General features: G+C 65.5%; 20 protein-coding genes and 1 pseudogene. 8 read left to right on the top strand and 13 right to left on the bottom strand.

The genetic code is table 11. The annotated features are described in order from the left end of the window. Genes CH275_RS07910 through CH275_RS07920 form a run of 3 tightly spaced genes read right to left on the bottom strand, consistent with a single transcriptional unit; the run spans position 1 to position 7,261 of the window. Positions 1–4,254, bottom strand: coding sequence for a murein biosynthesis integral membrane protein MurJ (locus CH275_RS07910; protein WP_179276035.1), 4,254 nt, complete (start codon positions 4,252–4,254; stop codon positions 1–3). Beyond that, positions 4,251–6,671 (bottom strand): glycoprotein, encoded by a 2,421-nt coding sequence (locus CH275_RS07915; protein WP_373453688.1) that lies wholly within the window; start codon positions 6,669–6,671, stop codon positions 4,251–4,253. The genes CH275_RS07910 and CH275_RS07915 overlap by 4 nt, the downstream gene beginning before the upstream one ends. A 2-nt stretch (positions 6,672–6,673) precedes the next feature. After that, positions 6,674–7,261, bottom strand: coding sequence for an NUDIX hydrolase (locus tag CH275_RS07920; RefSeq protein WP_094677321.1), 588 nt, complete (start codon positions 7,259–7,261; stop codon positions 6,674–6,676). A gap of 101 nt (positions 7,262–7,362) precedes the next feature. Here CH275_RS07920 and CH275_RS07925 point away from each other — a divergent pair, with 101 nt between their 5' ends. After that, on the top strand, positions 7,363–8,829 hold the full coding sequence (locus tag CH275_RS07925; protein ID WP_094677323.1) for a CCA tRNA nucleotidyltransferase: 1,467 nt from the start codon (positions 7,363–7,365) through the stop codon (positions 8,827–8,829). A gap of 53 nt (positions 8,830–8,882) precedes the next feature. Here the strand turns inward: CH275_RS07925 and CH275_RS07930 are convergent. From CH275_RS07930 to CH275_RS07940, 3 genes and pseudogenes are all read right to left on the bottom strand, one after another. After that, positions 8,883–9,404, bottom strand: a pseudogene (locus CH275_RS07930) (DUF4185 domain-containing protein); the annotation flags it as partial. Further along, positions 9,403–10,689, bottom strand: a complete 1,287-nt coding sequence (locus CH275_RS07935; protein WP_094676816.1) for an MFS transporter — start codon at positions 10,687–10,689, stop codon at positions 9,403–9,405. The pseudogene CH275_RS07930 and the gene CH275_RS07935, both read right to left, overlap by 2 nt. A 10-nt stretch (positions 10,690–10,699) precedes the next feature. Further along, entirely contained in the window at positions 10,700–11,638 is a 939-nt protein-coding gene (locus tag CH275_RS07940) for an NAD-dependent epimerase/dehydratase family protein (RefSeq protein WP_094676818.1), read from the bottom strand. 118 nt (positions 11,639–11,756) lie between these two features. Here CH275_RS07940 and CH275_RS07945 point away from each other — a divergent pair, with 118 nt between their 5' ends. Beyond that, positions 11,757–12,446 carry a TetR/AcrR family transcriptional regulator gene (locus CH275_RS07945; RefSeq protein ID WP_094676820.1) on the top strand — a complete coding sequence of 230 codons (690 nt, stop codon included), beginning with the start codon at positions 11,757–11,759 and terminating at the stop codon, positions 12,444–12,446. A 54-nt stretch (positions 12,447–12,500) separates the two neighbouring features. Then, positions 12,501–13,118 carry a YqgE/AlgH family protein gene (locus CH275_RS07950; RefSeq protein WP_179276036.1) on the top strand — a complete coding sequence of 206 codons (618 nt, stop codon included), beginning with the start codon at positions 12,501–12,503 and terminating at the stop codon, positions 13,116–13,118. Positions 13,119–13,222: 104 nt separating this feature from the next. Here the strand turns inward: CH275_RS07950 and CH275_RS07955 are convergent, their stop codons facing one another. The 4 genes from CH275_RS07955 to CH275_RS07970 are packed head-to-tail and all read right to left on the bottom strand — an operon-like array spanning position 13,223 to position 17,018. Then, positions 13,223–14,584, bottom strand: coding sequence for a glutamate decarboxylase (locus CH275_RS07955; RefSeq protein WP_094676822.1), 1,362 nt, complete (start codon positions 14,582–14,584; stop codon positions 13,223–13,225). 33 nt (positions 14,585–14,617) lie between these two features. After that, positions 14,618–15,619, bottom strand: coding sequence for a bile acid:sodium symporter family protein (locus CH275_RS07960; RefSeq protein WP_094676824.1), 1,002 nt, complete (start codon positions 15,617–15,619; stop codon positions 14,618–14,620). 9 nt (positions 15,620–15,628) lie between these two features. Continuing rightward, positions 15,629–16,609 carry a DUF1648 domain-containing protein gene (locus tag CH275_RS07965; protein ID WP_094676826.1) on the bottom strand — a complete coding sequence of 327 codons (981 nt, stop codon included), beginning with the start codon at positions 16,607–16,609 and terminating at the stop codon, positions 15,629–15,631. Positions 16,610–16,613: 4 nt separating this feature from the next. Continuing rightward, positions 16,614–17,018 carry an SdpI family protein gene (locus CH275_RS07970; protein ID WP_094677327.1) on the bottom strand — a complete coding sequence of 135 codons (405 nt, stop codon included), beginning with the start codon at positions 17,016–17,018 and terminating at the stop codon, positions 16,614–16,616. Positions 17,019–17,086: 68 nt separating this feature from the next. On the opposite strand from CH275_RS07970, the gene leuS reads away from it, so the two are divergent. After that, entirely contained in the window at positions 17,087–19,924 is a 2,838-nt protein-coding gene (gene leuS, locus CH275_RS07975) for a leucine--tRNA ligase (RefSeq protein ID WP_094676828.1), read from the top strand. Positions 19,925–19,958: 34 nt separating this feature from the next. Here leuS and CH275_RS07980 read toward each other — a convergent pair whose 3' ends face one another. Continuing rightward, positions 19,959–20,576 (bottom strand): hypothetical protein, encoded by a 618-nt coding sequence (locus CH275_RS07980; protein WP_094676830.1) that lies wholly within the window; start codon positions 20,574–20,576, stop codon positions 19,959–19,961. Between the two features lie 95 nt (positions 20,577–20,671). Here CH275_RS07980 and CH275_RS07985 point away from each other — a divergent pair, with 95 nt between their 5' ends. After that, a complete protein-coding gene (locus CH275_RS07985; RefSeq protein WP_179276037.1) occupies positions 20,672–21,637 on the top strand; it encodes an alpha/beta hydrolase fold domain-containing protein in 966 nt (321 codons plus the stop codon). 107 nt (positions 21,638–21,744) lie between these two features. After that, positions 21,745–22,431, top strand: a complete 687-nt coding sequence (locus CH275_RS07990) for a hypothetical protein (RefSeq protein WP_143546709.1) — start codon at positions 21,745–21,747, stop codon at positions 22,429–22,431. Between the two features lie 22 nt (positions 22,432–22,453). Here CH275_RS07990 and CH275_RS07995 read toward each other — a convergent pair whose 3' ends face one another. Further along, a complete protein-coding gene (locus CH275_RS07995; protein WP_094676836.1) occupies positions 22,454–22,879 on the bottom strand; it encodes a pyridoxamine 5'-phosphate oxidase family protein in 426 nt (141 codons plus the stop codon). Positions 22,880–22,967: 88 nt separating this feature from the next. On the opposite strand from CH275_RS07995, the gene CH275_RS08000 reads away from it, so the two are divergent. Then, positions 22,968–23,693, top strand: a complete 726-nt coding sequence (locus CH275_RS08000) for a molybdopterin-dependent oxidoreductase (RefSeq protein ID WP_094676838.1) — start codon at positions 22,968–22,970, stop codon at positions 23,691–23,693. Next, positions 23,677–24,285, top strand: a complete 609-nt coding sequence (locus tag CH275_RS08005) for a cytochrome b/b6 domain-containing protein (RefSeq protein ID WP_094676840.1) — start codon at positions 23,677–23,679, stop codon at positions 24,283–24,285. The genes CH275_RS08000 and CH275_RS08005 overlap by 17 nt, the downstream gene beginning before the upstream one ends. A 6-nt stretch (positions 24,286–24,291) precedes the next feature. Here CH275_RS08005 and CH275_RS08010 read toward each other — a convergent pair whose 3' ends face one another. Further along, positions 24,292–25,716, bottom strand: coding sequence for a phenylacetate--CoA ligase family protein (locus CH275_RS08010; RefSeq protein WP_094676842.1), 1,425 nt, complete (start codon positions 25,714–25,716; stop codon positions 24,292–24,294). Positions 25,717–25,946: the final 230 nt, after the last annotated feature.

Here is a 25,946-nt window from a genome sequence, read left to right on the forward strand (position 1 = left end):
CTAGGAGTCGAAACCGATCCCCGAGATCGACGTGGCGATACGACCGCCCTGCTCTCCCAGTGTCGTGATCCAGACGAGCACGTTGCCGGTGGGCTCGGCACCGTCGAGGGAGATGTCGGTTCGACCGTTCTGCAGAGTGGCTTCACCCAGAAGGGTGGTGTCGCTCAGGCTGGGCGAGTCGTTCGGTGCCGACCGGATCTCGACGACCGTTCCGGGTGACGACGACTCGATCCACGCATTCCTCAGCGCCGTCGACGGGATGGTGACGAGCAGGCCCACGCCGTTCTTCAGGGCGGGGAACTGCTGGAAGTACGAGTCGGTCGTCCATGCCGTGCTGGGGTCGTTGTCGATCACGTTCGAGGCGGTGCTGGGGTTGTCGGCCGAACCCTGGGGCGAGAAGACGCTGACGCCGTTCAAGGCAACGGGCCCACCCGTCTGAGCAGGGGGTGCAGCAGTATCGCCTGCGGGCGGTGCGGCGGCCGGAGTGGTGAGGCCGAATTCCTGGCTGTCGAGGGGCGCATCCGTGCTGTCACCGGCAATGGAGGTGAAGAGCCAGTAGCCGGCGAATGCCAGGATGATCACCGTCAGCGCGCCGAGCACCGCGATGGCGATGTTGGTACGCGTCGACTTGGCCTTTTCGGCGGCGATCTCCTCGGGGTCCGCGAGTGAGTGCCCACTGGCACCGGGTGCGCGCTGGCCGAGTCGCAGAGCGGGCATCAGATCGGTCTTGTCGTTGACGACGGCCGCTTGATCGAGAACGTGCTGCACGGTGGCCGCCGTGCGGATTCCACTGTTCTGTTCGAGCGCACGCACGGCGACGGCGGAGATCTCGAACGGAACGTCGGGACGAATCTGCCTCGGCTCCAGCGGTGCACCCTTGTCGTCGCGGTCGGCCGGTCGCATGCCGCCGACACTGCGAGCCGGAGCTGCATCACCGGACACGACGGATCCGCCGGTGGTGTCGGACAGCGGCCACCTGGCCGTGATCAGGGCGTAGAGCATGGCGCCGAGACCGCGGACGTCCGAACTCGGATCGGCGTCGGCGAGCGTCGCGGGGAACGCGAGCACGGCATTGCCGCTGGAGCTGATGCGAACACGATCCGGATGATCGATCGACAACGCTCCGCCGCTGCGATGCGCTGCCTCGGCCGCTGCGGCCAGAACCTTGATCGCACGAGCGGCCCCGGTGGGCGCGGGCACGGTCTCTGCCATCTCACGCAACGACCGACCGGGGGTCCATTCCGCGACGACGATGCCGCCGGAGCTGCCGCGCACGACGTCGAGCACCCGCGCGAGGCCTGGCGAATTGATTCGACCGAGGCGCAGAGTGCGCGACAGGATCGCCTGTGGGCCCTCGGTGCGGTCGGTGGGTGACGCGGTGGACTGTTGGTCGGCGTCGACGAACGTCAGAGCCACTTCGCGGTCGAGCTTGACGTCGTGGGCCTGCCAGAATTTGAGTCCCCGTGCGCCGCCGTGCGGTGCCAGCAGTCGATACCGTCCACCTGCGACGGAGGCGCCGGGAATGAGCGTGGGGCCGCGGAGAGTTCGCTCGGGAGCGGCTGAAGGAGTGGCCGCCGTAGCGACCTCGGAGTCGTCGGTTGGGGTCGCGGCAGCCGAATCGGCTCCAGCTTTCTGCGCAGCCGGTACCGCTGCGGTCTTGTCCGCCTCGGGCTTCGACTCCGGTTCGGAGTTCGCTGCCTCGTTTCCGGCCGGGGTCTCGAGCGGCAGTTCGGCCTTCGAGATCGAGATGGTCTTGTCGGACGGGCGCGCTGCGAGAGCAGCCTTGGAAATGGCAACCGTCTGATCGACCGGCTTCGGTGCGGGCTTGTCGGCTGCAGGCTTGACGACCTCAGCTTTGGCGGCCGAAGGCTTGTCGACCGCCGGCTCGACGGCAGTCGCCTCGTCGGTGGGCTTCTCGACGTCCTGCTCGGGAGCTGCTGCCGGTTCCTTCGGTTCGGGTGCAGCCTTCGATTCGGCCGGTTTCGTCGATTCGGCTGCAGCTTTTGCGGGTGTCGTGGCGGGTTTCGGCGTCGCCGAGGACGAGGCAGCCTCGGCTTTCACCGTCTCGTCGCGGTTGTGGGTGTCGACTTCGACTCCGCCGCTCGATCGGTCGGCTTCGTTTGCTGGAGACTGTGCCGGCCCCCCAGCAACATCGTCGTCGGTCACTGTCACTCCTTCAGGCGAATATGCCCCGTGTTGTTCTGCAAACGGTCGACCCGCATGGGCGTTTGCCCCCGGGTGCCGATGACCAGGGTACGGGAGGCGATCCCGCGCAGTGTCCCATGTGGCTTCGGTTCGAATAACCGGAATCACGCCGGTTTCCGCGGCAGCCAGATCTGCGTCCCGCGAATCCGGGGCGCCGCGGAATCTGCGGACGAGACGGCTCAGGGCAACGGTGACCGCCAGTACTTCGGGAATCTTGCCGAACCAGAGGATCGAGAACGTGATGCCCAGCATGACCACGGCGTCGATCGCGACTCGGGCGAAGTTGCCGATCCAGCCGTTCATCACGGCGTCGAGACCCAGGAGCCGGTCGATCGCGAGCATGGCAGCGCCGCCGGCCAGCGAGGCGATGAGGACGAGCCAGATGGTTTTGCCGACGTTGGCCATCCGCAGGTTGCCCAGGCTCTTGTGCAGCAGGTATCCGCCGATGATGGCACCGACGGTGTATCCGAGGCCGGTGGCCGTTCCGAGGAGCAGCACCACCTGATCCGGATCGGAGGCAACGATCGGGGCGAGCAGAGACAGCCCGATCTTGACGGCGGTGATGCCGAGGATGATCCACGTCGGGGTCCATGCCTTCTCGCGGGCGTAGAAGACCCGCAGGTGGATCAGGACCAGGGCGTACGGGATGAGGGAGAACGCCGACCAACTCACGGCCTCACCGAGTCGGCTCGCAACATCGGCGAATCGGCCGAACCCGTACAGCGCCTCGCCCACCCACGGCCCGGCGAAAGTCAGGAACACCACGATCGGGACCAGCGTCACCATCGTCAGCCGGGTGGCAACGGACAGATCGTCGACGACCGACGGAGTATCACCGTTGGCCGCATTGCGACTGAGCCTGGGCATGATCGCCGTCAGAACCGTGACGCCGAGGATGCCATAGGGCAGCTGCAGCACGATCCAGGCCTGCGAGTAGATCGTGTTGCTTGCCTCGTCGGTGCCCGACGCGATGTTGGTGGCGACGACCAGTCCGACCTGACTGATGACGACGTAGAGCACGATCGCGGCGGCCATCGCACCGAACTTCTTGAGGCGTTCGTCGAATCCCCACAGTGGCCGCAGGTCGATGCGTTCGCGTCGCAGCGCGGGAACGAGAGCAACGACCTGGGTGATGACACCTGCGGTGACGCCAAGGCCGATGACGAGCACCTGAGTGGTGCTCATTTCGTTCGGATTCAAGGTGGGGTCGTCCGGAATCAGGAAGTAAATTCCGAACACCGCCAGTACGACCAGGTTGTTGAACACCGGAGCCCACGCGCCGGGCTTGAAGTTCTGCCGGGTGTTCAACACCGCCGTGAGCAGGCCGGACAGTCCGTAGAACAGCAACGCCGGAAGTACCAGGTACGTCAGTGAGATGGTCAGGTCCTCGTTGACCTTCGGATCTCCCGACAGCATCAGCCGTGCCAGCAGCGGCGCGGCCATGGTCGCCCCGAGCGCAACGGTCCCGAGCAGCGCCACCGCGATGGTGAAGAGGCGTCGAACGAACGCCCGTCCGCCGTCGGCGTCCTCCTGCTCGGCGCGGACCAGCACCGGAACGACGATGGCTCCGAGCACTGCGCCGAGGACCAACTCGGAGATCATGTTCGGCAGGATCGTCGAGACGGTGAACGCACTGGCCAGCCCGGCGCCAAGGGTGGCCGTCATGGCGACCTGCTTGGCGAATCCGGTGATGCGGCTGACCAGGGTCGCAACCGCGATGGAACCCGACGCGGCCAGCAGCGACTTCTGCGGTTTCGGCTCGGGCTGCGGTGTCGGGTCGGACCCACCCGGCGGAATCTCCGTCGGCGGAACCGTCCCCGACGGCGGCTGGGGGTAGTCCTCGTCGCGGAACCGTGGGATGAGCTGGGTGACGGTGTCGTCGGCGGCCGGCTGTCCGTCGAGCGGCGGCGGTGCCGGGTACGACCGCATCTCCGGCCGTGACTGCCGCTCCCAGGGTGCGGACCGCGGTGGCGTCGTACGGCGGAACACCTGAGCTGCGGGCATACGGGACCTCGGCAGGTCGCCGTCGTACGGGACGTTGCCTGTCATGGTCTCTCGTACCCTTCGTCGGCCGGGTCGGGTTGGCCTCTGAATCGATGCCAGAGGCGTCGACCTGCAAGCAACAGTAGGAGAGCGCCGGCGCAGGCGGTAATCACGGCCAGCGCCTGCCCGTACGCGTTCGACCGTACGGACACCGTGGACACTTCGCCGAGCCGACTGCCGTCGAGCGTGGTGACGGAGAAGTCCACCGACAGATTGCGGGTGTCGTCGACCTCGGCCGGGACAGTGATGGTCCGCGATCCACGAGCCGGGAGCTGGGTGACGCCGACGTCACTGATCGTCATCTCCGGCGGCGCATCGACCCGAAGCAGCACGTTGACCGGGACCGGAAGGTCGTTGCGCGCAACGAGCAGCAGCGGGCTCTGCTCGGAAGCGAGGGTGTACACACCGCCCGGTGCCAGTACGGTCACCGAGCCGTAGATGGTGTCGATGCCGATCCGGGTGGCGGCCAGTCGGGTGCGTGCCATCGCACCGGTTTCGTCGTCGGCCGAACTGGCTCGACCCGCGGTGGACAGTGCGCGGAGCATGTCTTCGCGCAGCGGGGCGGTGTACAGGCGTGGGGTGAGAGCCGACTGGGGATCGTCGACCAGCGACTGCATCAGGGTCTCGACGCGGGCGCTCTGCGCTCGCACCAGGTCGATGGTGCCGGTATCGAGTTCGGTGGCCGCATCGACACTGGTCACCGGGGTACCCGAGGTGGGCTCGGCCAGTAGCTCGGACAGCGGGCGCGGCGTCGCCAGACCGGAGCGCAGCAGCGAGGACACCGTCGAGAGGATGGCCGAGGGTTCGTCTCCCCCGGCGGTCCAGTACTGCGGAGGTGCGACGGTGACGGTTCGCCCGGGTCGGTCGGTGCCGACGAGCGCGTGGAAGTTGACGGCTCCGAGCGCGTCCTGCAGGCGGGCCGTGCGGGAGTCCGTATCCAGGTCGAAGCGCTGTTCGGCGGGAGTGAGGGCGGGGGTGGACGGTGCAACTCCGACGCCGGCCAGAGCCGCTGCGGTGGCGGCGTCGTAGTGGGTGGCGGCCAGCGTCGAGGGCGGCTGGGTCTCCGGCGGCCGGCTTTCGATCGGAGGAGCATTCGTCGACAGCAGCTGGGCCATCGGTGCGGATGTCGGGGGGCTGATGCTGTTGTCGGCGACCAGCACGGTCCCGGAGCCCGCGGAGCGCAGGGCGTCGGCGGTATCGGCGTCCACACCCCCGGTGGGACTCCACGTGAAGCCCCGCGTCGAGGTGATGCCGAGGATGCCGTCGACGATGTCCGCAGGCGCGCTGATCGCCCCGTCGATCAGCGCGCCTGCGCCGATGTCGGCCACTGCCCCCAGATCGGTCTGCGCGAACGGCATCGCCGTCACGCAGCTGCTCGACGCGATCGCTTCGAGGCGACCGAGCCACTGGGTCGCCGCCGCGCTGCCGGTGCCCTCGCGGGCCGTGCTCGCCGGATCGGCCGGGTCATCGACGACGAGGTATCCACGGGTCATGTTCGAGACGGTGACCAGCAAGTCCGGGTCGATACCGATGCAGATGCTCGACGCAAGGTTGCCGCCCGGATCGAGATCCGGTTGGGTCGCGAATTCCACGGCTTTGAGCAGGGTGTCGAGTCGTCCGCCCCCGCCGAGTTCTTCGGCCAGTTCGTCGTCGACCAGTCGAACCCGCTCGTCGACCGAACCGGGTATTCCGGCAGCGAGGCGAGGAATGTCGGCGAGCGGCCACAGCACCGTCATCGCGACGGGATTCCGGGTGTTCGGCGGCAATGGTGTCGCGTCGGGGGCGTCGGGATCCTGCTCACCGGGATTGCGGGGCAGGCCGACCACCGGGAGCAGGAAGCGGGCGTCGTCGAGTCGCGCGGTTCCGCCGTATTCGGGCGTGCCGTTGACGTTGAGCAGCAGCGGGTAGACGCCGGGCGCCTCGATACCGAGGGAGGGTTCGGTGGTGCTGCGCAGTTGCATCGACATGTCGAACTGGCGGCTCTCGTCCTTCTCCAACGATTCGGCGACGGTGACGAAATCGCCGACGCGATCGAAATTTTCCTGGTCGAGGGTCAGCGAGGTTCGTAGACCGGCCGTGGTGTCGATTGCCCCCGCAGCCTGCATCCGCACGCTGACGTCGTCGACGCGTCGGTCCCCGGTATTGGTGACCGTGGCGCGGACGGTGACGAACGGGTCGCTGCTGGTGGTGACCGTGGACGGTGCGACGGTCTCGATGCTCAGCGTCAGGAAGGGGTTGCCGGCCTGCGTCAATGGAGTGTCGGGAACGGTGCTGGTGGAGCTTTCGATGTCGCCGGCGGACGCGTCGGGCTGGGCGGCGGCGGCGGGAAGTTGCCCGGGGAGCAACGCCGCAGTGCCGATGGCCGGCGCTACCGCAAGGAGAAACGAGGTCAATGCGGCGGCAGTGACCTTCCGGGCCCGCACGATCACTTCTCGCCGGGGGTGGAACCGCTCGAGTCGCCGTTCATGTCGCCGCTGTCGATGTCGCCGCTGTTCATGTCCTCGATGAGGCGGGTGGCGATGGCGGCGAGTTTGCGTTCGTCGGCGTAGGCGAGTCGCGAGGGCAGTTCGCTCAGCGGTACCCAGGCGACCTCGGTGACTTCGAGGTCCTCGTCCGAGAGTTCCCCGCCGAGGAATCGGAGCAGGTAGTGGTGGACGGTCTTGTGGACGCGTCGGCCCTCGGTGACGAACCAGTAGTCGATGCTGCCCAGTGACGCCAGGACGGTTCCGCGGATGCCGGTTTCCTCGGCCACCTCGCGCATGGCCGTCTGCTCGGCGGTTTCGCCTTGTTCGATGTGACCCTTGGGCAGGGACCAGAGCAGACGTCCCCGACGGTCGGTTCGGCCGATCAGGGCGGCGCAGCGGGTGGCGGGCGGGCCGTCGAGGCCGTCGACCACCAGACCGCCTGCCGAGGTTTCTCGGACGGTCCGGAGCTTGGGTGCTTCGGTGTCGGCGCGTGCCTGACGCCGCCGCGGGTTGCGGCGACTCCTGTTCGATCGTTCGGCAGCAGACACCCGATCCATACTAGTTGCCTGTGCGCACTCTTCCGCCGTGCCGCACCGAGGCCAGTGGGCGAGACGATCCGGTCGGCACAGCGCCAGTAGGCTCTTCCACCGTGGCCGATCAGTCCTTGTCTTCCGTTTCCGCCGAGCAGACCGATGCGCGCCGGGAGAGGTTGCTGGCCGGAGCCGCAGTGACGTTGCGTGAGCTCGCTCCCGTGTTGACTCCACTCGGTGCGCTGTTCGCCGCTGCGGGCCACGAGTTGTACCTCGTCGGCGGAACGGTGCGCGACGCAGTTCTCGGTCGACTCGGAACCGATCTCGATTTCACGACCGACGCCAGGCCCGAGGACGTGCAGGCGTTGCTGTCGGGCTGGGCCGATCATCAGTGGGACACGGGCATCGCGTTCGGCACCGTCAGTGCGGCCAAGGACGGCCAGACGATCGAGATCACCACCTATCGCAGTGATTCCTACGACCAGGTCTCTCGCAATCCCGAGGTGCAGTACGGCAACAGCCTCGACGAAGACCTGGTTCGACGCGATTTCACCGTCAACGCCATGGCCGTGCGTCTCGGAGCCGACGGCGCTCAGGAATTCGTCGATCCGCTCGGCGGAATGGACGCTTTGCTCGAAGGCGTTCTCGATACCCCGTCCGCACCGGAGGTCTCGTTCGGCGACGATCCGCTGCGCATGCTGCGGGCCGCACGGTTCGTCTCCCAGCTGGGATTTTCGTTGATGCCCCGGGTGCACCGAGCCATCGAGGACATGGCGGAGCAGATCGACCGCATCACCGCCGAACGAATCCAGGTCGAGCTGGACAAGCTGATACTCGGCGCGCACCCGATCGACGGCATCGACGTGATGTGCGAGACGGGTCTGGCGCAGCGCATCATTCCCGAGGTTCCGGACATGAAGCTCGAGATAGACGAGCATCATCAGCACAAGGACGTGTACTGGCACTCGCTGACCGTGCTCAAGCAGGCGATCGATCTCGAGGACGGCGATCCGGACCTCGTATTGCGTTGGGCTGCACTGCTGCACGACATCGGCAAGCCCGATACCAAGCGCAACGAGCCGGGCGGTGGCGTGAGTTTCCATCACCACGAGGTCGTCGGTGCCAAGTTGGTACGAAAGCGTATGCGCGCCTTGAAGTATTCCAAGAAGATGATCGAGGACGTCTCGCATCTGGTGTTCCTGCATCTGCGCTTCCACGGCTACGGTAAGGGTCAGTGGACCGACTCGGCCGTCCGCCGCTACGCCACTGATGCCGGCGAGCTACTGCCCAAGCTGCACAAGCTGGTTCGCGCCGATTCCACGACCAGGAACAAGCGTCGGGCCGCGGCGCTGCAGGCGACGTACGACGATCTCGAAGAGCGGATCGCACGCATTGCCGAGCAGGAGGATCTGGCGCGGGTACGCCCCGATCTGGACGGTAACGCGATCATGGAGTTGCTCGATATCCCGGCCGGCCCAGACGTGGGCAAGGCGTGGAAATACCTGAAAGAACTGCGCCTCGATCGCGGCCCGCTCTCTCGGGAGGACGCCGAAGCCGCGCTGCTCGAGTGGTGGCCCACGCACTAGGCGCGTCCTGCGCACGTGCGCGGAAGTTCCCGTAGCCCACTACGAAGTTCCACTCACGACGAGCGAAGCTCGGCCTTGACGAGGTAGACGCTGTAGCTGTCCCACTCCGACATGGTGAAGTACAGCTCGTTCGCCGTCGACCACGGGTGAATGAAACTGCCGTTCGCCTTGGGGTACTCGGCGGTGTCGATCGCTGTGCTCGGCGCGGTCCACCGGATCTGAGGCGAATTCGATTCTTGCAGAACGATATCGCCGCGAATCGGATCGAGATAGGTCATCTGCCAGGGTCTCGGGCCTCGTCGTGATGGACCGACAGTTCCCCGGCCATCCCGTCGGCGATGGGGGGTGGCGCCGTTCGATCCGACCGGAGCCCAGGTGTCGTTCACCCAGTACCGGTACGCAGTCTTGTTCAGCACGTCGGCTTTCGGGACACGAGCGAGACCGACGTGTCCGACGAGACCGTTGACGGTGCCGAACATGTAGTCGTACTCCCCCGCCGGGACCATCGTCCAGACCTGGAACTTCGAGAAGCCGAAGAGGTTGTCCCACTTGACATGCTCGTCCTCCACCGCGTCAGCGGCGTTGGCGTCTGGTGTTCGCCGCCACCGCGACCAGTCCGAGCGCGTAGAGACCCGCCCCCACGAACACCAGGATGTGGGCGGCGGGGTCCCGACTCAGATCGGTGGTGGTGGGGCCGACGGCGAACGCCGCTGCGGCCAGAGCACCGACGAACGCGACGTTGAACACGGTGTCCTGGAGAGCGAAGACGCGTCCGCGATGGGCGTCGTCGATCTCGATCTGCATGGCGGCATCCCCGCTGAGTTTGACGGTCTGCCCGGCGATCCCCAGAACGAACGCCCCGATCAACAGACTGTTCTGCGTCAGGCCCGAGACGGCTCCGAGTTGTGCCGCGATGGCGAGGACGAGCGCGACGGCGATCGTGGGGGTACGACCCAACCGGGGAACGACGAACGGGGTGATGACAGCGGCGAGGAACATTCCGGTGGCCGTGGCTCCGACTGCTATGCCGAAGCCTGCGAGCCCACCGGGCAGGTTGCTGGCCGTGGCCTCGCGAAGTATCAACACCATGATCAGGGTGTTGATGCCGAACACGATGCGGTGTGCCCCGATTCCGATCATCGCCGCAGTCACCCCGGACGATCGCCAGACGGCCTGCGCGCCCGATTTCAGGCCGGAGGCAACATCTTTGACAGCAGTGTCGGTTCGGCTCTCGATGCCTGGCCCGAGTGAACGTGGACTGAATCGTGCGGCGGCCACGGCCCCGACGATCGATCCGGTCGCGGCGAGACCGACAGCGATGCCCGAACCGAGATCGCCGGCACCGACGACGCCGATCACTGCGACGGCGAGGCCCGCACCTGCCGCTGCGAAACCGGACCCGACGGTGGCCAGTACCGAGTTCATCGGCACCAGCCACGATTGTCGAACCACGTGTGGCAGCGACGCCGAGGCACCGGCGAGGACGAACCTGCTCAGCCCGACCGTTGCCAGTGCCAACAGCAACAGCGGTGTCGCGTCGACTCCGGCGCACAGCAGCACCGCGGTGGTGACGATCAGCACGACGCGAACGATGTTGGCCCACAGCAACACCGACCGTCGATTCCAGCGATCCAGCAGTGCTCCGGCAAAGGGTCCGACGAGTGAATACGGCACGAGCAGTACCGCGAATCCCGCGGCGATCTCGGCCGGGTTCGTCGCACGTTCGGGATTGAACAGGATGGCACCGCTGAGCGCGGCCTGGAACAGCCCGTCGCCGAACTGACCCGCGAACCGAATGGTGGTGAGCTTGCCGACTCCCGGGGACTCGCGTAGGCGGGTACGGAAGGAGGCGTCGTTCACCGAGGGAACTCTAGTTGCCGTTCACTGCCGCAGGAACCGCAGCCTGCCACCATGCCATCGTTGCGGCGGTGCCGTCGGCGAGAGCGGTGGGCTGGAGTCCCAGAAGCGCCTCGCTGCGGCTCGAGTCGAGGACGTAGGGATAGCGGAACTGATAGAGGGTGTCGCCGAGTTCCTTCATCGGGCCGGGTACCAGGCTCAGTGCGCGCATCACCCAGGCCGGTATGACGCCGACCTTCGGAGACGGCAATTGTGCTGCAGCGGAGAACATCTCGATCATGGATCGCTGCGATACCGCGGGAGCGGTAGGTGTGTGCAGGAAGATATTCCACATCGACGGCGCTGCGGCGGCAGTGATCATCGCGGCCGCGAAATCCGGTACGTAGGTGAACGAGTGCGGTAGGTCGGCGGATGCGATGACCCGAATCGGCTTGCCGGCCAGGATGGGCGCAATCACCCGCTCACCCATGTGGGACGTCATGACGCGAGGCCCGTAGAAGTCCGACGCAGCGACGCTGACAGTGGGCGTGGAGTGCCTGTCGCGAGCCGCCAGGAGCTGTGTACGCACACCCAACTTGCGGTAGGTGGCGTCACGGGGTGAGTCCTCGCGGATCGGTCCGTCGACCCGGCCGTAGGCGTACAAACTTTCGGGGAACGCGACGACGGTGCCCGCGGCGGCGTCGAGCACGCGCTTTTCCATCGCTTCGAGCTTGTCCCGCCAGACCGCGTCCTCGTAGGCGGCGTGAGTGCAGTGGTAGATGGCGGTGGCACCGTCGAGGTGCGGGTGGAGGTCGTCGGACTCGATGTCCACCGACCGCCGCTCGATCATCGGGTGCTCGGGCCCGCTACCGGACCGGGTCAGAACCCGCACCGAATGGCCCTGTGCAGCAAGTTGTTCGGCCACGGTCCAGCCGACGGGTCCGGCTCCGGTGACGACGTGTAGTTCGGCCATGATGTGCTCCTCTTCTCGAAACGAGAGCGGTGCTCTCTGTTGTTACGAGTGTGCACCCATGTCGGCAAGAAAGCAAGAGCAGTGCTCTCCGGAAAGAGCAGCAGTTACTGTGAGGGCTATGGCGAGCACTCCCCGAACCAGAGCCCGCGCGCAGACTCTGGCCGACATCACCCGCATCGGACGCGAACACCTCACTGCCGACGGTGCTGCGGCCCTGTCGTTGCGCGCTGTCGCGAGGGACCTCGGCGTCGTCTCCTCTGCGGTGTACCGATATGTCGCCAGCCGAGACGAATTGCTGACCCTGCTCGTCGTCGACGCATACACCGAGCTCGGCGACACGGTCGACGCTGCGGTGGATGCCGCCGAGGGGCCGAAGGAGAAGTTCCTCGCTCTCGGCAGGACGGTGCGGCAGTGGGGATTGCGAGAGCCGGCGCGGTACGCGTTGCTGTTCGGCAGTCCGGTACCCGGCTACCACGCCCCTGCGGAGCAGACCACGGGGCCCGGAACCCGCGTGATCACCACGCTGGTCGCAGTCCTCAACGCGGCCTGGGACACCCGTCGGCCGGACGTCGATCCGGCGTCCACCGAGTTGGCGTCACTACAGGGCAGTTTCGAGGAGATCCGTCAGGAGATGGGGACGAACCTGCCCGACGAGCTGATAGCCCTCGGAGTCATGGTGTGGGCGTCTCTGTTCGGCGCAATCAGCTTCGATGTGTTCGATCAGTACGGTGCCACGACGTTCGCCAACAGGGACGACTTGTTCGAGTACCAGTTGGGACTTCTGACGAAGATCGCCGGGCTCGAGTAGGAGCAGAGACTGGCCGCATCGCTTGCGCCACATCCGCGGGTGCGCGGTGCCACAATGGCTAGCGTGGCAGCGCATGCGGAGGAACCCGAGGACCGGACGGCATCGGCCTTGCGCGATGTTCGGCCCGGCAGTCTGCTGGTCTCGTCCATCGAACTCGTCGAGCCCACGTTTCGGCGCACGGTCATCTACATCATCGAACACAACGACGCAGGCAGCCTCGGTGTCGTGATCAATCGTCCCAGTGAGACGGCCGTGCAGAACGTGTTGCCCAACTGGTCCGAGCTGGCTGCCAAGCCGCAGGCGTTGTTCGTCGGTGGGCCGGTCAAACGGGATTCGGCTCTGTGCCTGGCGACGGTGCGTACCGGAGTCTCGATCGACGGCGTTGCCGGGCTGCGCCGTGTCGACGGCCGAGTGGTGATGGTCGATCTCGATTCCGACCCGGCCGATATCGCCCCCCTGGTCGAGGGTGTGCGCATCTTCGCCGGATACTCGGGCTGGACGTTCGGCCAACTCGAAGGCGAACTCGACCGCGAAGACTGGATGGTGGTGTCTGCCTTGCCATCCGACGTGATCGGACCACCGCGCATCGACCTGTGGGCGCACGTGCTGCGGCGACAGCCGATGCCGTTGGCGCTGCTGGCATCCCATCCGATCGACGTCGACCGAAACTGAGCGGCTGCGCCGCACGTGCACGGCAGTGCCTTCGGGTCGTTCCGCAGGCTCCACTCCCGCCTCGTAGCAGGGGTCGACTTTCCGCTCACATGCGGCGAAGCCGCTCAGTGAGCGAAGGCCCGCGCGGTCGAGTGTCCGCCCGATTTCAGTCCGGCGATCACTTCGTCGATGGCAATGCAGAGCATGCGACCCAGGTCCGCGCTGAAGCCCTCTCGGACAACGACTCTGAGTACCGCTACGTCGGTGGCGTTGTCGGGCATCGTGTATGCCGGTACCTGCCATCCGCGGGCACGTAGTTCGTGGGAGACGTCGAAGACCGTGAATCCGCAGTCTGCTTTGAGCATGAAGGACAGCACCGGGATGGCCGATCCGTCGGTGATCACCTCGATATCGGGGTGCTTGTCGAGGTGCCGGCTGACGCGAACGGCTGTGTCGCGCAGTGCTTTCATGATGTCGGTGTAGCCGGATCTGCCGAGTCGTAGGAAGTTGTAGTACTGCCCGATCACCTGGTTCCCTGGCCTGGAGAAATTCAGCGTGAAGGTGGGCATGTCTCCGCCGAGGTAGTTGACCCGGAACACGAGGTCTTCGGGGAGGTCTTCCTTGGTTCGCCAGACGGCGAATCCTATTCCCGGGTAGGTCAATCCGTACTTGTGTCCGCTGGCGTTGATGGACTTGACGCGGGGCAGTCGGAAGTCCCATTCGAGTTCCGGATACAGAAAGGGAACCACGAAGCCGCCGCTGGCCGCGTCGACATGGACCGGTACGTCCGGCCCACCGCTCGACGCGATCCGATCCAGTTCTGCGCAGATTTCCTGTACCGGTTCGAGTTCCCCGGTGAAGGTGGTGCCGAGGATCGCGACCACGCCGATGGTGTTCTCGTCCACCGCATCCCGAACCTGCTCGGGGGTGATGACGTAGCGTCCGCGCTCGACGGGTAGGTATTTCGGCTCCACGTCGAAGTAGCGGCAGAATTTCTCCCACACCACCTGAACATTGCTGCCCAACACCAGGTTCGGAGTGCCGGTGCCGGCTCCCTTGGCTCGCCAGCGCCATTTGAGCGCCAAGCCGGCCAACATGACGGCCTCACTGGATCCGATGGTCGACACACCTGTGGCCGACGACGGGTCCTCTCGGTCGAGTCCGGGTGCGTGGAACAGATCGGCGACGATGTTGACGCAGCGCTCTTCGATGGCGGCGGTGGACGGGTATTCGTCCTTGTCGATCATGTTCTTGTCGAACGTCTCCGCCATGAGCTTCTCGGCCTGGGGATCCATCCAGGTGGTGACGAACGTCGCCAGGTTGAGGCGCGAGCTGCCGTCGAGCATCAGTTCGTCGTGGATGTAGCGGTAGGCGGCGTCGGGGTCGAGTTGCTCCTCGGGAAGCCGCAGTGCGGGTACAGGATTGGTGGCGAGCCGGCCGGTGTAGGCCGCAGAGACGACACCGTCGGTGTGAAGTTTCCTGGTCATCGTCTTCTCCCCATTGCCTCGAGTGACACCAATCTAGTCCGCCGCGGAGGCCGCCGGGCTCGGTTCCGATTCCGGTCGCCGGGCGAAGCGCTGAGCGATCACGGTGCACACCATCAACTGGATCTGGTGGAAGAGCAACAACGGCAACACGATCAGTCCGACGGGTTGGCCGACGAACAGCACCGCGGCCATCGGCAGGCCGCTCGCCAGGCTCTTCTTCGATCCGCAGAACAGCAGCACCAGCCGATCCTCGAGTGCAAAGCCGAACCATTTGCCCGCGTACCAGGTGATCGTCAGCACGACGGCGAGCAGCACAGCGCACACCGCGATCACGACGCCGATGCGCCACACCGCCACCGAGGACCACACGTGTTGGTTCATCGATTCGCTGAAGGCGGCGAAGACGACCAACAGGATCGAGCCTCGGTCGACGAGCTTCGTCGGCGCGCTGTGCCGGGACAACCATCCCGTGACCCATGGCCTGATCAGCTGGCCGACGGCGAACGGCAGCAACAGTTGGACCACGATGTCGAGGATCGAGCCGGGATCGATGCTCACCGATCCGGTGGTGGTCATCAACGCGATCACCAGCAGCGGGGTGACGAACACTCCGATGATGTTGGAGAACGACGCGCTGACGACGGCACCGGCGACGTTGCCGCGGGCGATGGAGGTGAAGGCGATCGAGGACTGGACCGTCGAGGGAACCAGGCAGAGGAACAGCACGCCGGTGTAGAGGTCGTCGCTGATCAATCCGGGTTCGAGTATCCGCAGAGCCAGGCCGAGCGCGGGAAACAGCAGATAGGTCGACGCGAGGATGACCGAATGCAGACGCCAGTGCTTGAGGCCGTCCCAGGCATCTCGCGGCGACAACCTCGCACCGTAGATGAGAAACAGCAAAGCGATGGCGATCTTGGTGACCCAGCCCAGTACGTCCTCGGCTGTGCCCGTCGCCGGAAAGAGACTCGCCAGTACCGCTACGGCGAAGATGCCGAGCAGGAAGGGATCCAGCACGGTATCCCGCAACAACTTCACTCGGCTAACTTAATCCACGGTTGCGCTGCGAGCACGGGCGGTCAGGGAGTTGAGGGTGCCTGCGATCGTGTCGGCGTGGGCGCAACCGATGGTGAGCCGGTCCCCGTTGGCGAAGGTGACGAAGGCCGCGGGTCCGGTGTCTGTGGCGACGGCGTAGTTCCCGCGCCCCTTGGCCCGCAGACCCCAACCGCCGAAGTCCTTGGACGGATCCACTGTTCGCACCGACGCACCGGTGATCTCGTCGATGTCGTAGTCGAATGCCGCCATGCCCAGGCTCGACACGTACAGACCATCGCTGTCGATGTGGACGGTGAAGCGCAGCAGCGACAGAATCAGAATCGTCAGCGGGACGAAGAGAAAGATCGGCCACGGCGAGCTCGACAAGTAGCAGGTGAGGGCGGCTCCTGCGAGTGACACCGCAATGACGGTGATCCCCGCGACGCGGCTCGCGCCGACGTGCACCACCAGGGGTAGTTCGGGATTGCAGCGCGGCAGATCGGCGTGCGGCGCAGACGTGGCGGCGACGCGTTCGCGGTGGTCACGGAGCTGGGAAGCACCGAACAACCCGGCGGCGAATCCGACGACGGTCCCCAGTGCCATCGCCCACCCGGGGATGGTGACGCTCTGGCCGGACGTCAGGTCCAGCTCCCGCGTCAGGGTTGCGATCTGCAGAACGCCGATCATCCCGACGACCGTCAGCCCGATGATCAGCATCGTGCGGCGCATGATCAGCAGCACCCGAGCCAGCGATGCGACGGCACTGCACCCGCCGCCCACCAGCACGATCACGACGGCCAGCGTCCAGGCGTTGGAGAGGGGGTTGGAGAAGTCGTCCGGGTTGGTGCCGCTGAAGTGCGTGGCGACCTCGTCAGGTAGTCGGCCCTGCCACAGGTAGGCCAGAACGAGACCGAGAGCAGCGACGATCAGCGGTACGAGGACACCGAACACCACTCCGGCGGGATCGAACGTGTGGGCAGCTCTCGATTTCATCTGCTCAGCTCGGCTGGCAGGCGTCCTTGAGGCTGCACGAGATGCACGAGCTTCCGCATCCGTCCGCCTCGGCGGGAGCAGGAACGGCCGCTGCGGCGCGGGCCCCGATGGATCCGCCTGCTGCGGCGATGAACAGTGCGGCCACGAGGGCAACGACGACGCCGACGACGGCGGCGATGCCGCTCAGTGCGAGAGCGGCCACTGCGCCGATGGCCAGTACCAGGGCCGATGCGGCGGTGGTGGGTCCGGCGACGCGATTGGCGAGGGTGAACGTCTCGTCGTCACGCATCGCCTCGGCGGTGCGGACACCGGCGAAACGGTTGCGCGGGAGCCGACCCAACAGCGACAGGGCAGCGACAGCGCCGACGACGAGGGCGAGCACGAACAACACAACCGAGACGATGACCACCTGGCCAGGATACGGCGCAGCGAGGTCCTGGTACCAGGCGGGCCGCGTCACACTTTAGGCTGGTAGGTGTGACCGATTCCGTTGACGCATCCGCCGAAGCCGCTACACCCGAGACCGCGCCGGTGCACCGCTACACCGCGGAGCTCGCTGGGCACATCGAGGAGCAGTGGCAGGACCTGTGGGAGACCCAGGGCACCTTCGACGCGCCCAACCCGGTCGGCACGCTCGCCGGAGACGTCCCGAAAGACAAGCTTTTCGTCCAGGACATGTTCCCGTATCCGTCGGGCAGCGGCCTGCACGTCGGGCATCCTCTCGGTTACATCGCCACCGACGTCTTCGCCCGGTATCACCGCATGCAGGGACGCAACGTGCTGCACGCGCTGGGGTACGACGCGTTCGGGCTGCCCGCCGAGCAATATGCCGTGCAGACGGGCACGCACCCGCGCAGCACCACCGAGGACAACATCGTCAACATGCGACGCCAGTTGCGACGCCTGGGTCTCGGCCACGATCGCCGACGGTCCCTGGCGACGACGGATGTCGACTTCTACCACTGGACACAGTGGATCTTTCTGCAGATCTTCAACGCCTGGTTCGACGCGGACCAGAACAAGGCGCGTCCGATCTCCGAGTTGGAGGCGGCCTTTGCCTCGGGTGAGCGGACTTTGGACGACGGCCGCTCCTGGGAGTCGCTGACCGTCGGCGAGCGCCATGAGGTGATCGACGGCTTCCGGCTGGTGTACGAGTCCAATTCGATGGTCAACTGGTGCCCCGGCCTGGGCACAGTTCTCGCCAACGAAGAGGTCACCGCCGACGGCCGCAGCGATCGCGGCAACTTCCCGGTCTTCCGGAAGAACCTGCGGCAGTGGATGATGCGCATCACGGCATACTCCGACCGCCTGGTCGACGACCTCGAGTACCTGGATTGGCCCGAGAAGGTCAAGACCATGCAGCGCAACTGGATCGGACGCTCCCGCGGTGCGCAGGTCTCGTTCTCCGGTATCGAGGTGTTCACCACTCGTCCCGACACGCTGTTCGGCGCGAGCTACGTGGTGCTGGCCCCCGAGCACGATCTGGTCGACGGGCTGATCGCTCCCGAGTGGCCGGCGGATGTCTCGGACAAGTGGACCGGCGGAGCCGCAACCCCCGCGGAAGCCGTTGCGGCATATCGTGCGTCGATCGCCGCCAAGTCCGATCTCGAGCGGCAGGAGAACAAGGAGAAGACGGGCGTCTTCATCGGTGCCTACGCGAAAAACCCGGTGAACGGCGAGCAGGTGCCGGTGTTCATCGCCGACTACGTGCTGACGGGCTACGGCACCGGTGCGATCATGGCCGTACCCGGACACGACGCGCGTGACTGGGAATTCGCAACGGCATTCGGTCTCCCTGTCCGCGAGGTCATTTCGGGCGGCGACGTCACCGAGGCGGCGTACGTCGGCGACGGCGCGCTGGTGAACTCCGACTTCCTGGACGGTCTGCCGGTGGACGAGGCCAAGGCCGCCGTCATCGCACGCCTGGAAGCAGAGGGCACCGGCCGCGGCACTATTCAGTACAAGTTGCGCGACTGGCTGTTCGCTCGCCAGCGCTACTGGGGCGAGCCGTTCCCGATCGTCTGGGACTCCGAGGGCAACCCGCACGGCTTACCTGATTCCGCTCTGCCGGTGGAACTTCCGGAGGTCGAGAACTACGCACCGGTCTCGTTCGATCCCGACGACGCGGGCTCCGAGCCGTCCCCGCCGCTGGCCAAGGCCGCCGACTGGGTGAACGTCGAACTGGATCTGGGCGACGGGTTGCAGACCTACACCCGCGATACCAACGTCATGCCCCAGTGGGCCGGTAGCTCCTGGTACCAGCTGCGCTACATCGACCCCACCAACTCCGAGGCCTTCGCAGACCCCGAGAACGAAAAGTACTGGGTTGGGCCGCGTCCGGAGATCCACGGACCCCACGATCCCGGCGGGGTCGATCTCTACGTCGGTGGCGTCGAGCATGCGGTGTTGCACCTGCTGTATTCGCGCTTCTGGCACAAGGTGTTGTTCGATCTGGGTCACGTCAGCTCGAGCGAGCCGTACCGTCGCCTGTACAACCAGGGCTACATCCAGGCCTACGCGTACACCGACGCCCGTGGGGTCTACGTGCCCGCGGCCGAGGTGATCGAACGCGACGGTGGTTACTTCTACCAGGATCAGCCCGTCAACCGTGAGTACGGGAAAATGGGTAAGTCACTGAAGAACTCGGTCTCCCCCGACGAGATCTTCGCCGAGTACGGTGCCGACACCCTGCGGTTCTACGAGATGTCGATGGGTCCGCTGGACACCTCCCGGCCGTGGGCGACGAAGGACGTCGTCGGCGCGCAGCGGTTCTTGCAGCGCGTCTGGCGCCTGGTGCTCGACGAGGTGACCGGCGAGGTCCGCGTCACCGATGCCAAGCCCACCGAGGACACGCTGCGAGTGCTCAACCGGGTGATCGACGGTGTGCACGCGGATTACGCTGCGCTGCGCGACAATACGGCCGGTGCCAAGTTGATCGAGCTGACCAACCACATCACCAAGGCCTACCCCGACGGTGCCCCGCGCGGGGTCGTCGAGCCGCTGATACTGATGCTCGCTCCGCTGGCTCCGCACCTGTCCGAGGAATTGTGGCGCAAGCTCGGTCACGAGAAGTCGTTGGCGCACGGGCCATTCCCGCGTGTGGAGAAGAAGTGGCTCGTCGCCGATACCGTCGACTACCCCATCCAGGTCAACGGCAAGGTGCGCAGCCGCATCACCGTCCCCGCCGATGCGACGAAGGACGACGTCGAGAAGACGGCGCTGGCCGACGAGAAGATCGTGGCCCTGCTCGACGGCAAGGCCCCGACCAAGATCATCGTGATCCCGGGTCGAATGGTGAACATCGTCCTGAAGTAGTGCACCTCCGGCGCAGTGGTGCGGTCGAGTGCCCTCAGGGGTGCCTGTTCACACCACTGCGGCGGAGCCGCACTGCCAGCGCAGCGGCTGCGGCCGCAGCGATGAGGCCGACCATCCAGGGAACGTAGTTCGTGCGATCTGGACTCTGTTCGGCTGCAACAACTTCCGGTGGCGTGGGCTCGATGATCGGGCGAGGTTGTCCGAACACCGACACCGCGGACTCCACCGAGACGCGATCGCTGGCGAGGCTGGTGCCACCGCACGACGCCGCGGACCAGGTGGCACCGTTGGCGTTCTCCGTCGATGCGACCACGAGATACTCGGTTCCCACGGTGAATCCGGCACCGCATGCCGTCGTCTCGGTAGCGGTGGACACCGTGGTGATGGGTGCGACCTGACCGTCGAGCACTCCGGCGACGTCGAATTCCACGATGTCGACGCTGTAACCCTGGGCGTCGGTGCCCGCCGTCTTCGATGCCGGCGTCCCCAGGAACACTGCGCCCTTTCCGGCCACCTCGGCGAAGACCTGCGGGGTCTTCTCGTAGCTCATCGGCACGGCGCAGTCACATGCAGACGCAGTTCCCGGCGTACCCAGTGCGAACACCGCGCTACCCGCGATAACCAACAGTGCTGTGATCAGTCGTCCGAACATGGGCACATCATCCGCCGAACTCGACGTTGCGGATGAAGATCTGGAGATTTCCCTCCACAACTTCGAGTTCGCGCGCCTTTCGCTATCCTCTCGGCATGACCCGGCCCGGCCTCGGTGCGAACGACGAGCACAACGCGGAACCACTGTCCGAGCTCGCTGAGGCGATGCTGGCGAGCGCTCCGCCCGCGAGTATTCCGGTGCCGCTCAACGCGGTGTTCAGTCCCGTGGTTCGCGCATTGGCGCGCCGGAGAAACAAGGGTGCCATTGCAGATGCGTTGCGCCGCAACCGTGTCAGCGTTCGCAACACGGATCATGAGGGATCTGACGTTACCGAGTTGATTTCCCGGGATCACCCTCGGACAGAAGACGACGACTATCTCGTCTACGTACACGGTGGAGCATTCGTCGTCGGTGAACCGGTGGATTCGATCTCCATCGGCCTGACCGCCTCGACAGGGTTGACGTGTTTTTCGCTGCATTACGGATTGGCCCCGGGAACTCGGTTTCCGTCATCTTTGCATCAGATCGAAAAGGCCTGGGATGCAGTGACATCGGGGCGGTCTGGGCGTCCGGTCCTCGTCGCCACCTCTGCCGGCGCGAACCTGGCCTTGGGCGTGCTGCAACAGTTGCTCCTGCGAGACGATGCAGCGGCACCGCTGCCCGCCGCTGTGGTGTTGTTCAGTCCCGCCGCCGATCTCCACGAGTTCGATTCCGCTCGGTTGGTGAACGAGGGCCTCGATCCGGTCGTGAAGTGGCACGGGATGCTGGACAAGGCGTTGCCCGCGTATCTGGACGGACACGACCCCGACGATCCGCGAGCGTCACCGATAATGGGCGACTTCACGGGCCTCACTGTGCCGACACTTCTGGTGACCGCGGGGCGAGACCTCCTTCGCCCTGATGTCCTGAGCTTGGCGCGTCGTCTCGAACATCAAGGCGTGCCCATCGAGGTGGACGACGCTGCTGGACTCTGGCACGCGTATCAGCAGGTACCTACACCGGAAACCGCTGCATCGCTGGAACGTGTCCGACGGTTCGTCTCGACGCACCTCTCCGCGTAGCCGCAGCGAGTCCGTACTCTCGCGAAATACCATTCGGTTCGTTAATGTTCTTCGCAGGCAACCGGGGGGTGACTGCCCGGCCTCCACTACCCATGGAAGGACGGACTGTGCACGGTCCAGGCAACTACGGCTATCAGCCACCACCGGTTGCGTATCCGCCGCAGCCACCGCGTCCTCGGCCTCGGATGTCACCGCGGCCGAGCGTCGTGTCGATCGTGATACTCGTCGTGGGGTGCGTGATCGGCCTCGGTTTGCGACTCGCGATGGGGCCTCTCGGCAGCACGTCCCTCCACCTTCTCGCGGCGAATACGATTCCGTCTCTCGCGTTGGCCGTGTTCTGTGCGCTTCAGCCAGTTGCTCCGGTCCGACGCATCGTTGCCGTTGTCGCGTTGAGCATTTCGGTCTTGATCCTGGTGATCGCTGAGTTGTGGCCGGTCTACTTCGGCATCAGCGACTACGTGGTGTACGCGGCGTTTCTGTCCATCATCGTGATGGTGCCTGCCGTACTTGCGTGGGTTCTGGTCCGACGCCGCTCACTGGTGACCTTGGTGGCTGTCGCGATTTCCACAGTGGCGGGGTCGGTATTTCAGCTTCTCGCCCACTGGTTGATGTTGGACGCATTCAATTCTCGAGCGACGCCCGCGCTTCTCGATGTCGTGCTGTTGGTGAGCATCGTTGTGCCGGCGTGGATTGCCGTCGGTATCGATGCGGTGATAGGCCCGAAGAGGAACAACCCCGTCGCGCCGACCTTCACCGGTCCACCTCCGGGATACGGACCGCCGTTCACGCGGTGATCGGCCCGCGTCGCCTACGCCGTCAGATGGCCCCGAGATCGGCCGACAGCCAATGCTCCGGTTGCAGGTAGAACACCACGTTTTCTTCGTGTTCGCTGTGTGCCATCTCGAGGTAGCCGTCGACCTTCTCCGGGGGTAGGTAGCGCGCAGCCATGGCGCGCAGTAGCTCTGGGGTGCTCGGCTCTTCGCGTACGACCGGCCCGTCGACGGACACGTATTTGATCGTCGGATTCGATTGTTCGACCATGAGAGTGAATCGACCTGCATCCCTGATCAATCGGGCCTTCTTGGACGTCCTGCCGGTGAGGACCCACGCGTCACCGCGCGGGGTGTAGTCGTACCAGATGGGGACGGTGAGCGGCCCCCGATCCGGACCCGCAGCGACGGACAAGGCGGCGATCCGAGACTCGGCCAGAAATTCTTCGCGTTCTGCCTTCGACAGTGCCATGTCTCCACGGTAGGACTTCCGTCGACGAACTTCCAGACTTCGAGCGGTGCCAGGTGACGGATCGGCGTCGAGCGTGGACAGTGGAGGAATGCCGATCGACGAGCGAGAGATCCCGGGAAGTCCCGTGGGTCGCCGAGTCGTGCTCGGCCTGGTGGCGGCCGGTGCCGCGGGCATCGTGGGCGGCGGGGCGCTGCAGAAGGGGTTGGCATCCGTTCTCGGCCCACTCGGTAACCACGATCCGACGGGATTGATCGGACTGATTCCCGTCGGGAACAACTTTCGGTTCTACTCGGTGACGCAGGGTGCCCCGCGCAAGGACGAGAACTCCTACGCCCTGACGGTGGGCGGTTCCGTGGACACACCGCGCACGTTCACTCTGCAGGACCTCCGTTCGATGCCGCAGACGTCGTTGGTGCGTGACTTCCAGTGCGTGACGGGATGGCGAGTACCCGAAGTAGCCTGGAGCGGAGTGCGATTGGCCGATATTCTCGATGCCGTCGTGCCCACCACGTCGGCGAACTCTCTTCGCTTCACCTCGTTCGACGGGACCTACACGGAGAGTCTGACGCTCGAGCAGGCGCGTCGGGACGACGTCCTGGTTGCGCTGACGATGTTGGACGGTCCGGTGACCCACGACCACGGCGGGCCCGTTCGACTGTTCGTGGCCTCGATGTACGGCTACAAGAGCATCAAGTGGTTGGGCGGTATCGAGCTCACCGACAATGTAGTTCCCGGATATTGGGAGAATCGCGGGTACGACATCGATGCATACGTCGGCGAATCGAACGGGCGTCGCGATGACCCCACGAGCTGAGCTCGCTCGCTTCGGACGGGTCGAACGATATGTGCACTGGGCCGTCGGGATCCTGGTGATCGTCTGCATCGTCACCGCCGCCGTCCTCTACATCGGGTCGCTCGCGGTGGTCGTCGGTCATCGTCCGATCGTTGAGTTCGTGCACGTGTGGTCGGGCTTCCTCCTTCCGGTTCCGTTGATCGCCGGTGCGATATCGAAGGGCTACCGACGGGACATGGGGCGCCTCAACAGATTCGTCGACGACGACTGGAAGTGGTTGCGCTCCAAGGCCCGTCGCCTCGGAGCCGTCGGGGTCGGTAAGTTCAACGCCGGCCAGAAGCTGAACGGTGCGCTCAGCGGTGGATCGATTCTTGTGCTGCTGCTGACCGGTGCGGTGATGTATTTCCAGAACTGGAGCCCGCTGAACTGGCGGATCGGCGCGACCTTCGTACACGATTGGTTCGCATTGGGATTCGGCCTTCTGGTGCTCGGTCACATCACCTACGCATGGCGAGACGCCGAGGCCATGCGCGGAATGACGGCGGGTGTCGTCACGCGAGAGTGGGCCCAGCGCGAGCATCCGGACTGGGTGGACGATCACCGAGGTGGCTGACGGGTGCTAGTCGATCGATTTCTGTTTTCCTCCGGTGACGAAGCCTGAGGAGCGGAACGGCCGTAGGCGTACGACGGGTTCTGCGTCGTGACCCTTCTGGTCGTGCACGATGCGGTATTCCGCGCTCAGTTGTCGAAGGCTGGCGATGGACAGCTGCCGGAGTTGTTCGGCAGTATCGGGATCGGATTCCAGTGTGGGCCGAAGCTCCGCGTCGAGCGTCAACGTCTGGCGCTGTTCGCTGTCGGTCTCGCAGCGGGCGACGAACCGTCCGGTCAATCGTGTTGCCAGAGAGATGTGTTCGACGGCCGGTCGGAAGTAGTCGGGATAGATGTTGACGGCGCTGTAGATGGCGGCGACGTCGGTTCGGCCGAACACCAACAGGTAGTGAGCATTCGGGTCGACGTCCTGCGCGAGAGCGGGATATCCGGAGTCGACGAGTCGGTCGCGGACGGCGCTGCCGACGAGGACTTCTCCTCGGTCGTTCACTCGATAGCGCACCAACGGCAGTACGCCGCCGACGGTGAAGAGCAGATACCCGTCGGGGTCGACTTCGATGTAGGTGAATTCGGGCCGATACTGCACGAAGGCGGGTTGCTGCACCACATCTCCTTCGGCGTACTCCGTGCCGAACATCGCGCGGTTCAAGGCCGAATCCTCAGCTGCCGCTGAACGTATGGCAATCGTGGCGGACGTTTCGTAGCCGACGAATCCGACGTCGGTTGCCCCGTACACCACACGTACCCGGTCCCCGCCGGGGTCACCCAACATGCCGTGAACGAGGGTGCGCCAGGCTTCGCTGACGGGTTCACCGCCCACGACGATCACCACGTCGTGCCGTCGAAGCAGTTCGCCGTGGGTGTCCAGGAGGTCCCGGGCGATCGGCGGATACGCGAAGATCACGATCTGCTGATATCCGTCTGCGGCCTCGGACACCACCTCGGCAATGACGTCGGGATCCATGCCGGGGGTCGCGATCGAGAGCCGATGGCCACGTCTGCGTAGCTCGAGCAGCATGGCGTACATGAAGGCACCTCCGATGTACGGCCCGAGCGGAAAGGTGACGAGTGCGAGGGTCGCTCTGTGCTCGGTGTCGGCGGATTCCCGCAGCACGTGTCCGAACATCGCCGCACCGTGGTCGGTACTGCGCTGCCCACGTGACCAGAAGGTGGGAGTTCCGGACGAGCCGGCGCTACTGGCGATGGTCTCGACCTCTTCCGGCCGTCCGACCTGCAGATCGGCCAGTGCGTGCGGTCGGCGGTACGTGTCCTTCGAGGTAGTCGGCAGCGCCGCGAGGTCGGTCATCGACGTGATCGCGTCGACGTCGATTCCGTGCTCGCCGAGAAGCCGGCGGTACGCGGGTACCGAAAGGGCGATGGACTGGACGAGACGGAGAGCCGATTGTGTGGGGTCGTGCCGATCTGCCGGGTTCATGGCCTGACCTTTCGATCATGTCCACCGCCGGCCGGGCGGTGAACGGGAATCACATTGGGGGACGGTGTGATCCGATCGCGCGGCGTGCTTGTTCGACATCTCGAGAAACTCGGAACGGGCGGCGAACATCATCGACCTGCGGATCCACCACGCCCATCCCTGGCATGGCGGGCATCGTCCGCCTCCTCGGCCGCGGCTACATAGGCGTCGTGCAACCGTGTGAGGTCGAA

The sequence above is a fragment of the Rhodococcus sp. 06-235-1A genome, assembly GCF_002258785.1.
In the GTDB taxonomy this organism is placed as follows: Bacteria; Actinomycetota; Actinomycetes; order Mycobacteriales; family Mycobacteriaceae; genus Rhodococcoides.

Coding starts and splice junctions, on each gene's coding strand:
- CH275_RS07995 (WP_094676836.1), bottom strand. CDS start 22,879: ATGGCACTGTCGAAGGCAGAACGCGAAGAATTTCTGGCCGAGTCTCGG.
- CH275_RS07945 (WP_094676820.1), top strand. CDS start 11,757: ATGGCGAGCACTCCCCGAACCAGAGCCCGCGCGCAGACTCTGGCCGAC.
- CH275_RS07950 (WP_179276036.1), top strand. CDS start 12,501: ATGGCTAGCGTGGCAGCGCATGCGGAGGAACCCGAGGACCGGACGGCA.
- CH275_RS08000 (WP_094676838.1), top strand. CDS start 22,968: ATGCCGATCGACGAGCGAGAGATCCCGGGAAGTCCCGTGGGTCGCCGA.
- CH275_RS07985 (WP_179276037.1), top strand. CDS start 20,672: ATGACCCGGCCCGGCCTCGGTGCGAACGACGAGCACAACGCGGAACCA.
- CH275_RS07910 (WP_179276035.1), bottom strand. CDS start 4,254: ATGACAGGCAACGTCCCGTACGACGGCGACCTGCCGAGGTCCCGTATG.
- CH275_RS07965 (WP_094676826.1), bottom strand. CDS start 16,609: ATGAAATCGAGAGCTGCCCACACGTTCGATCCCGCCGGAGTGGTGTTC.
- CH275_RS07980 (WP_094676830.1), bottom strand. CDS start 20,576: ATGTTCGGACGACTGATCACAGCACTGTTGGTTATCGCGGGTAGCGCG.
- CH275_RS07940 (WP_094676818.1), bottom strand. CDS start 11,638: ATGGCCGAACTACACGTCGTCACCGGAGCCGGACCCGTCGGCTGGACC.
- CH275_RS08005 (WP_094676840.1), top strand. CDS start 23,677: ATGACCCCACGAGCTGAGCTCGCTCGCTTCGGACGGGTCGAACGATAT.
- CH275_RS07955 (WP_094676822.1), bottom strand. CDS start 14,584: ATGACCAGGAAACTTCACACCGACGGTGTCGTCTCTGCGGCCTACACC.
- CH275_RS08010 (WP_094676842.1), bottom strand. CDS start 25,716: ATGAACCCGGCAGATCGGCACGACCCCACACAATCGGCTCTCCGTCTC.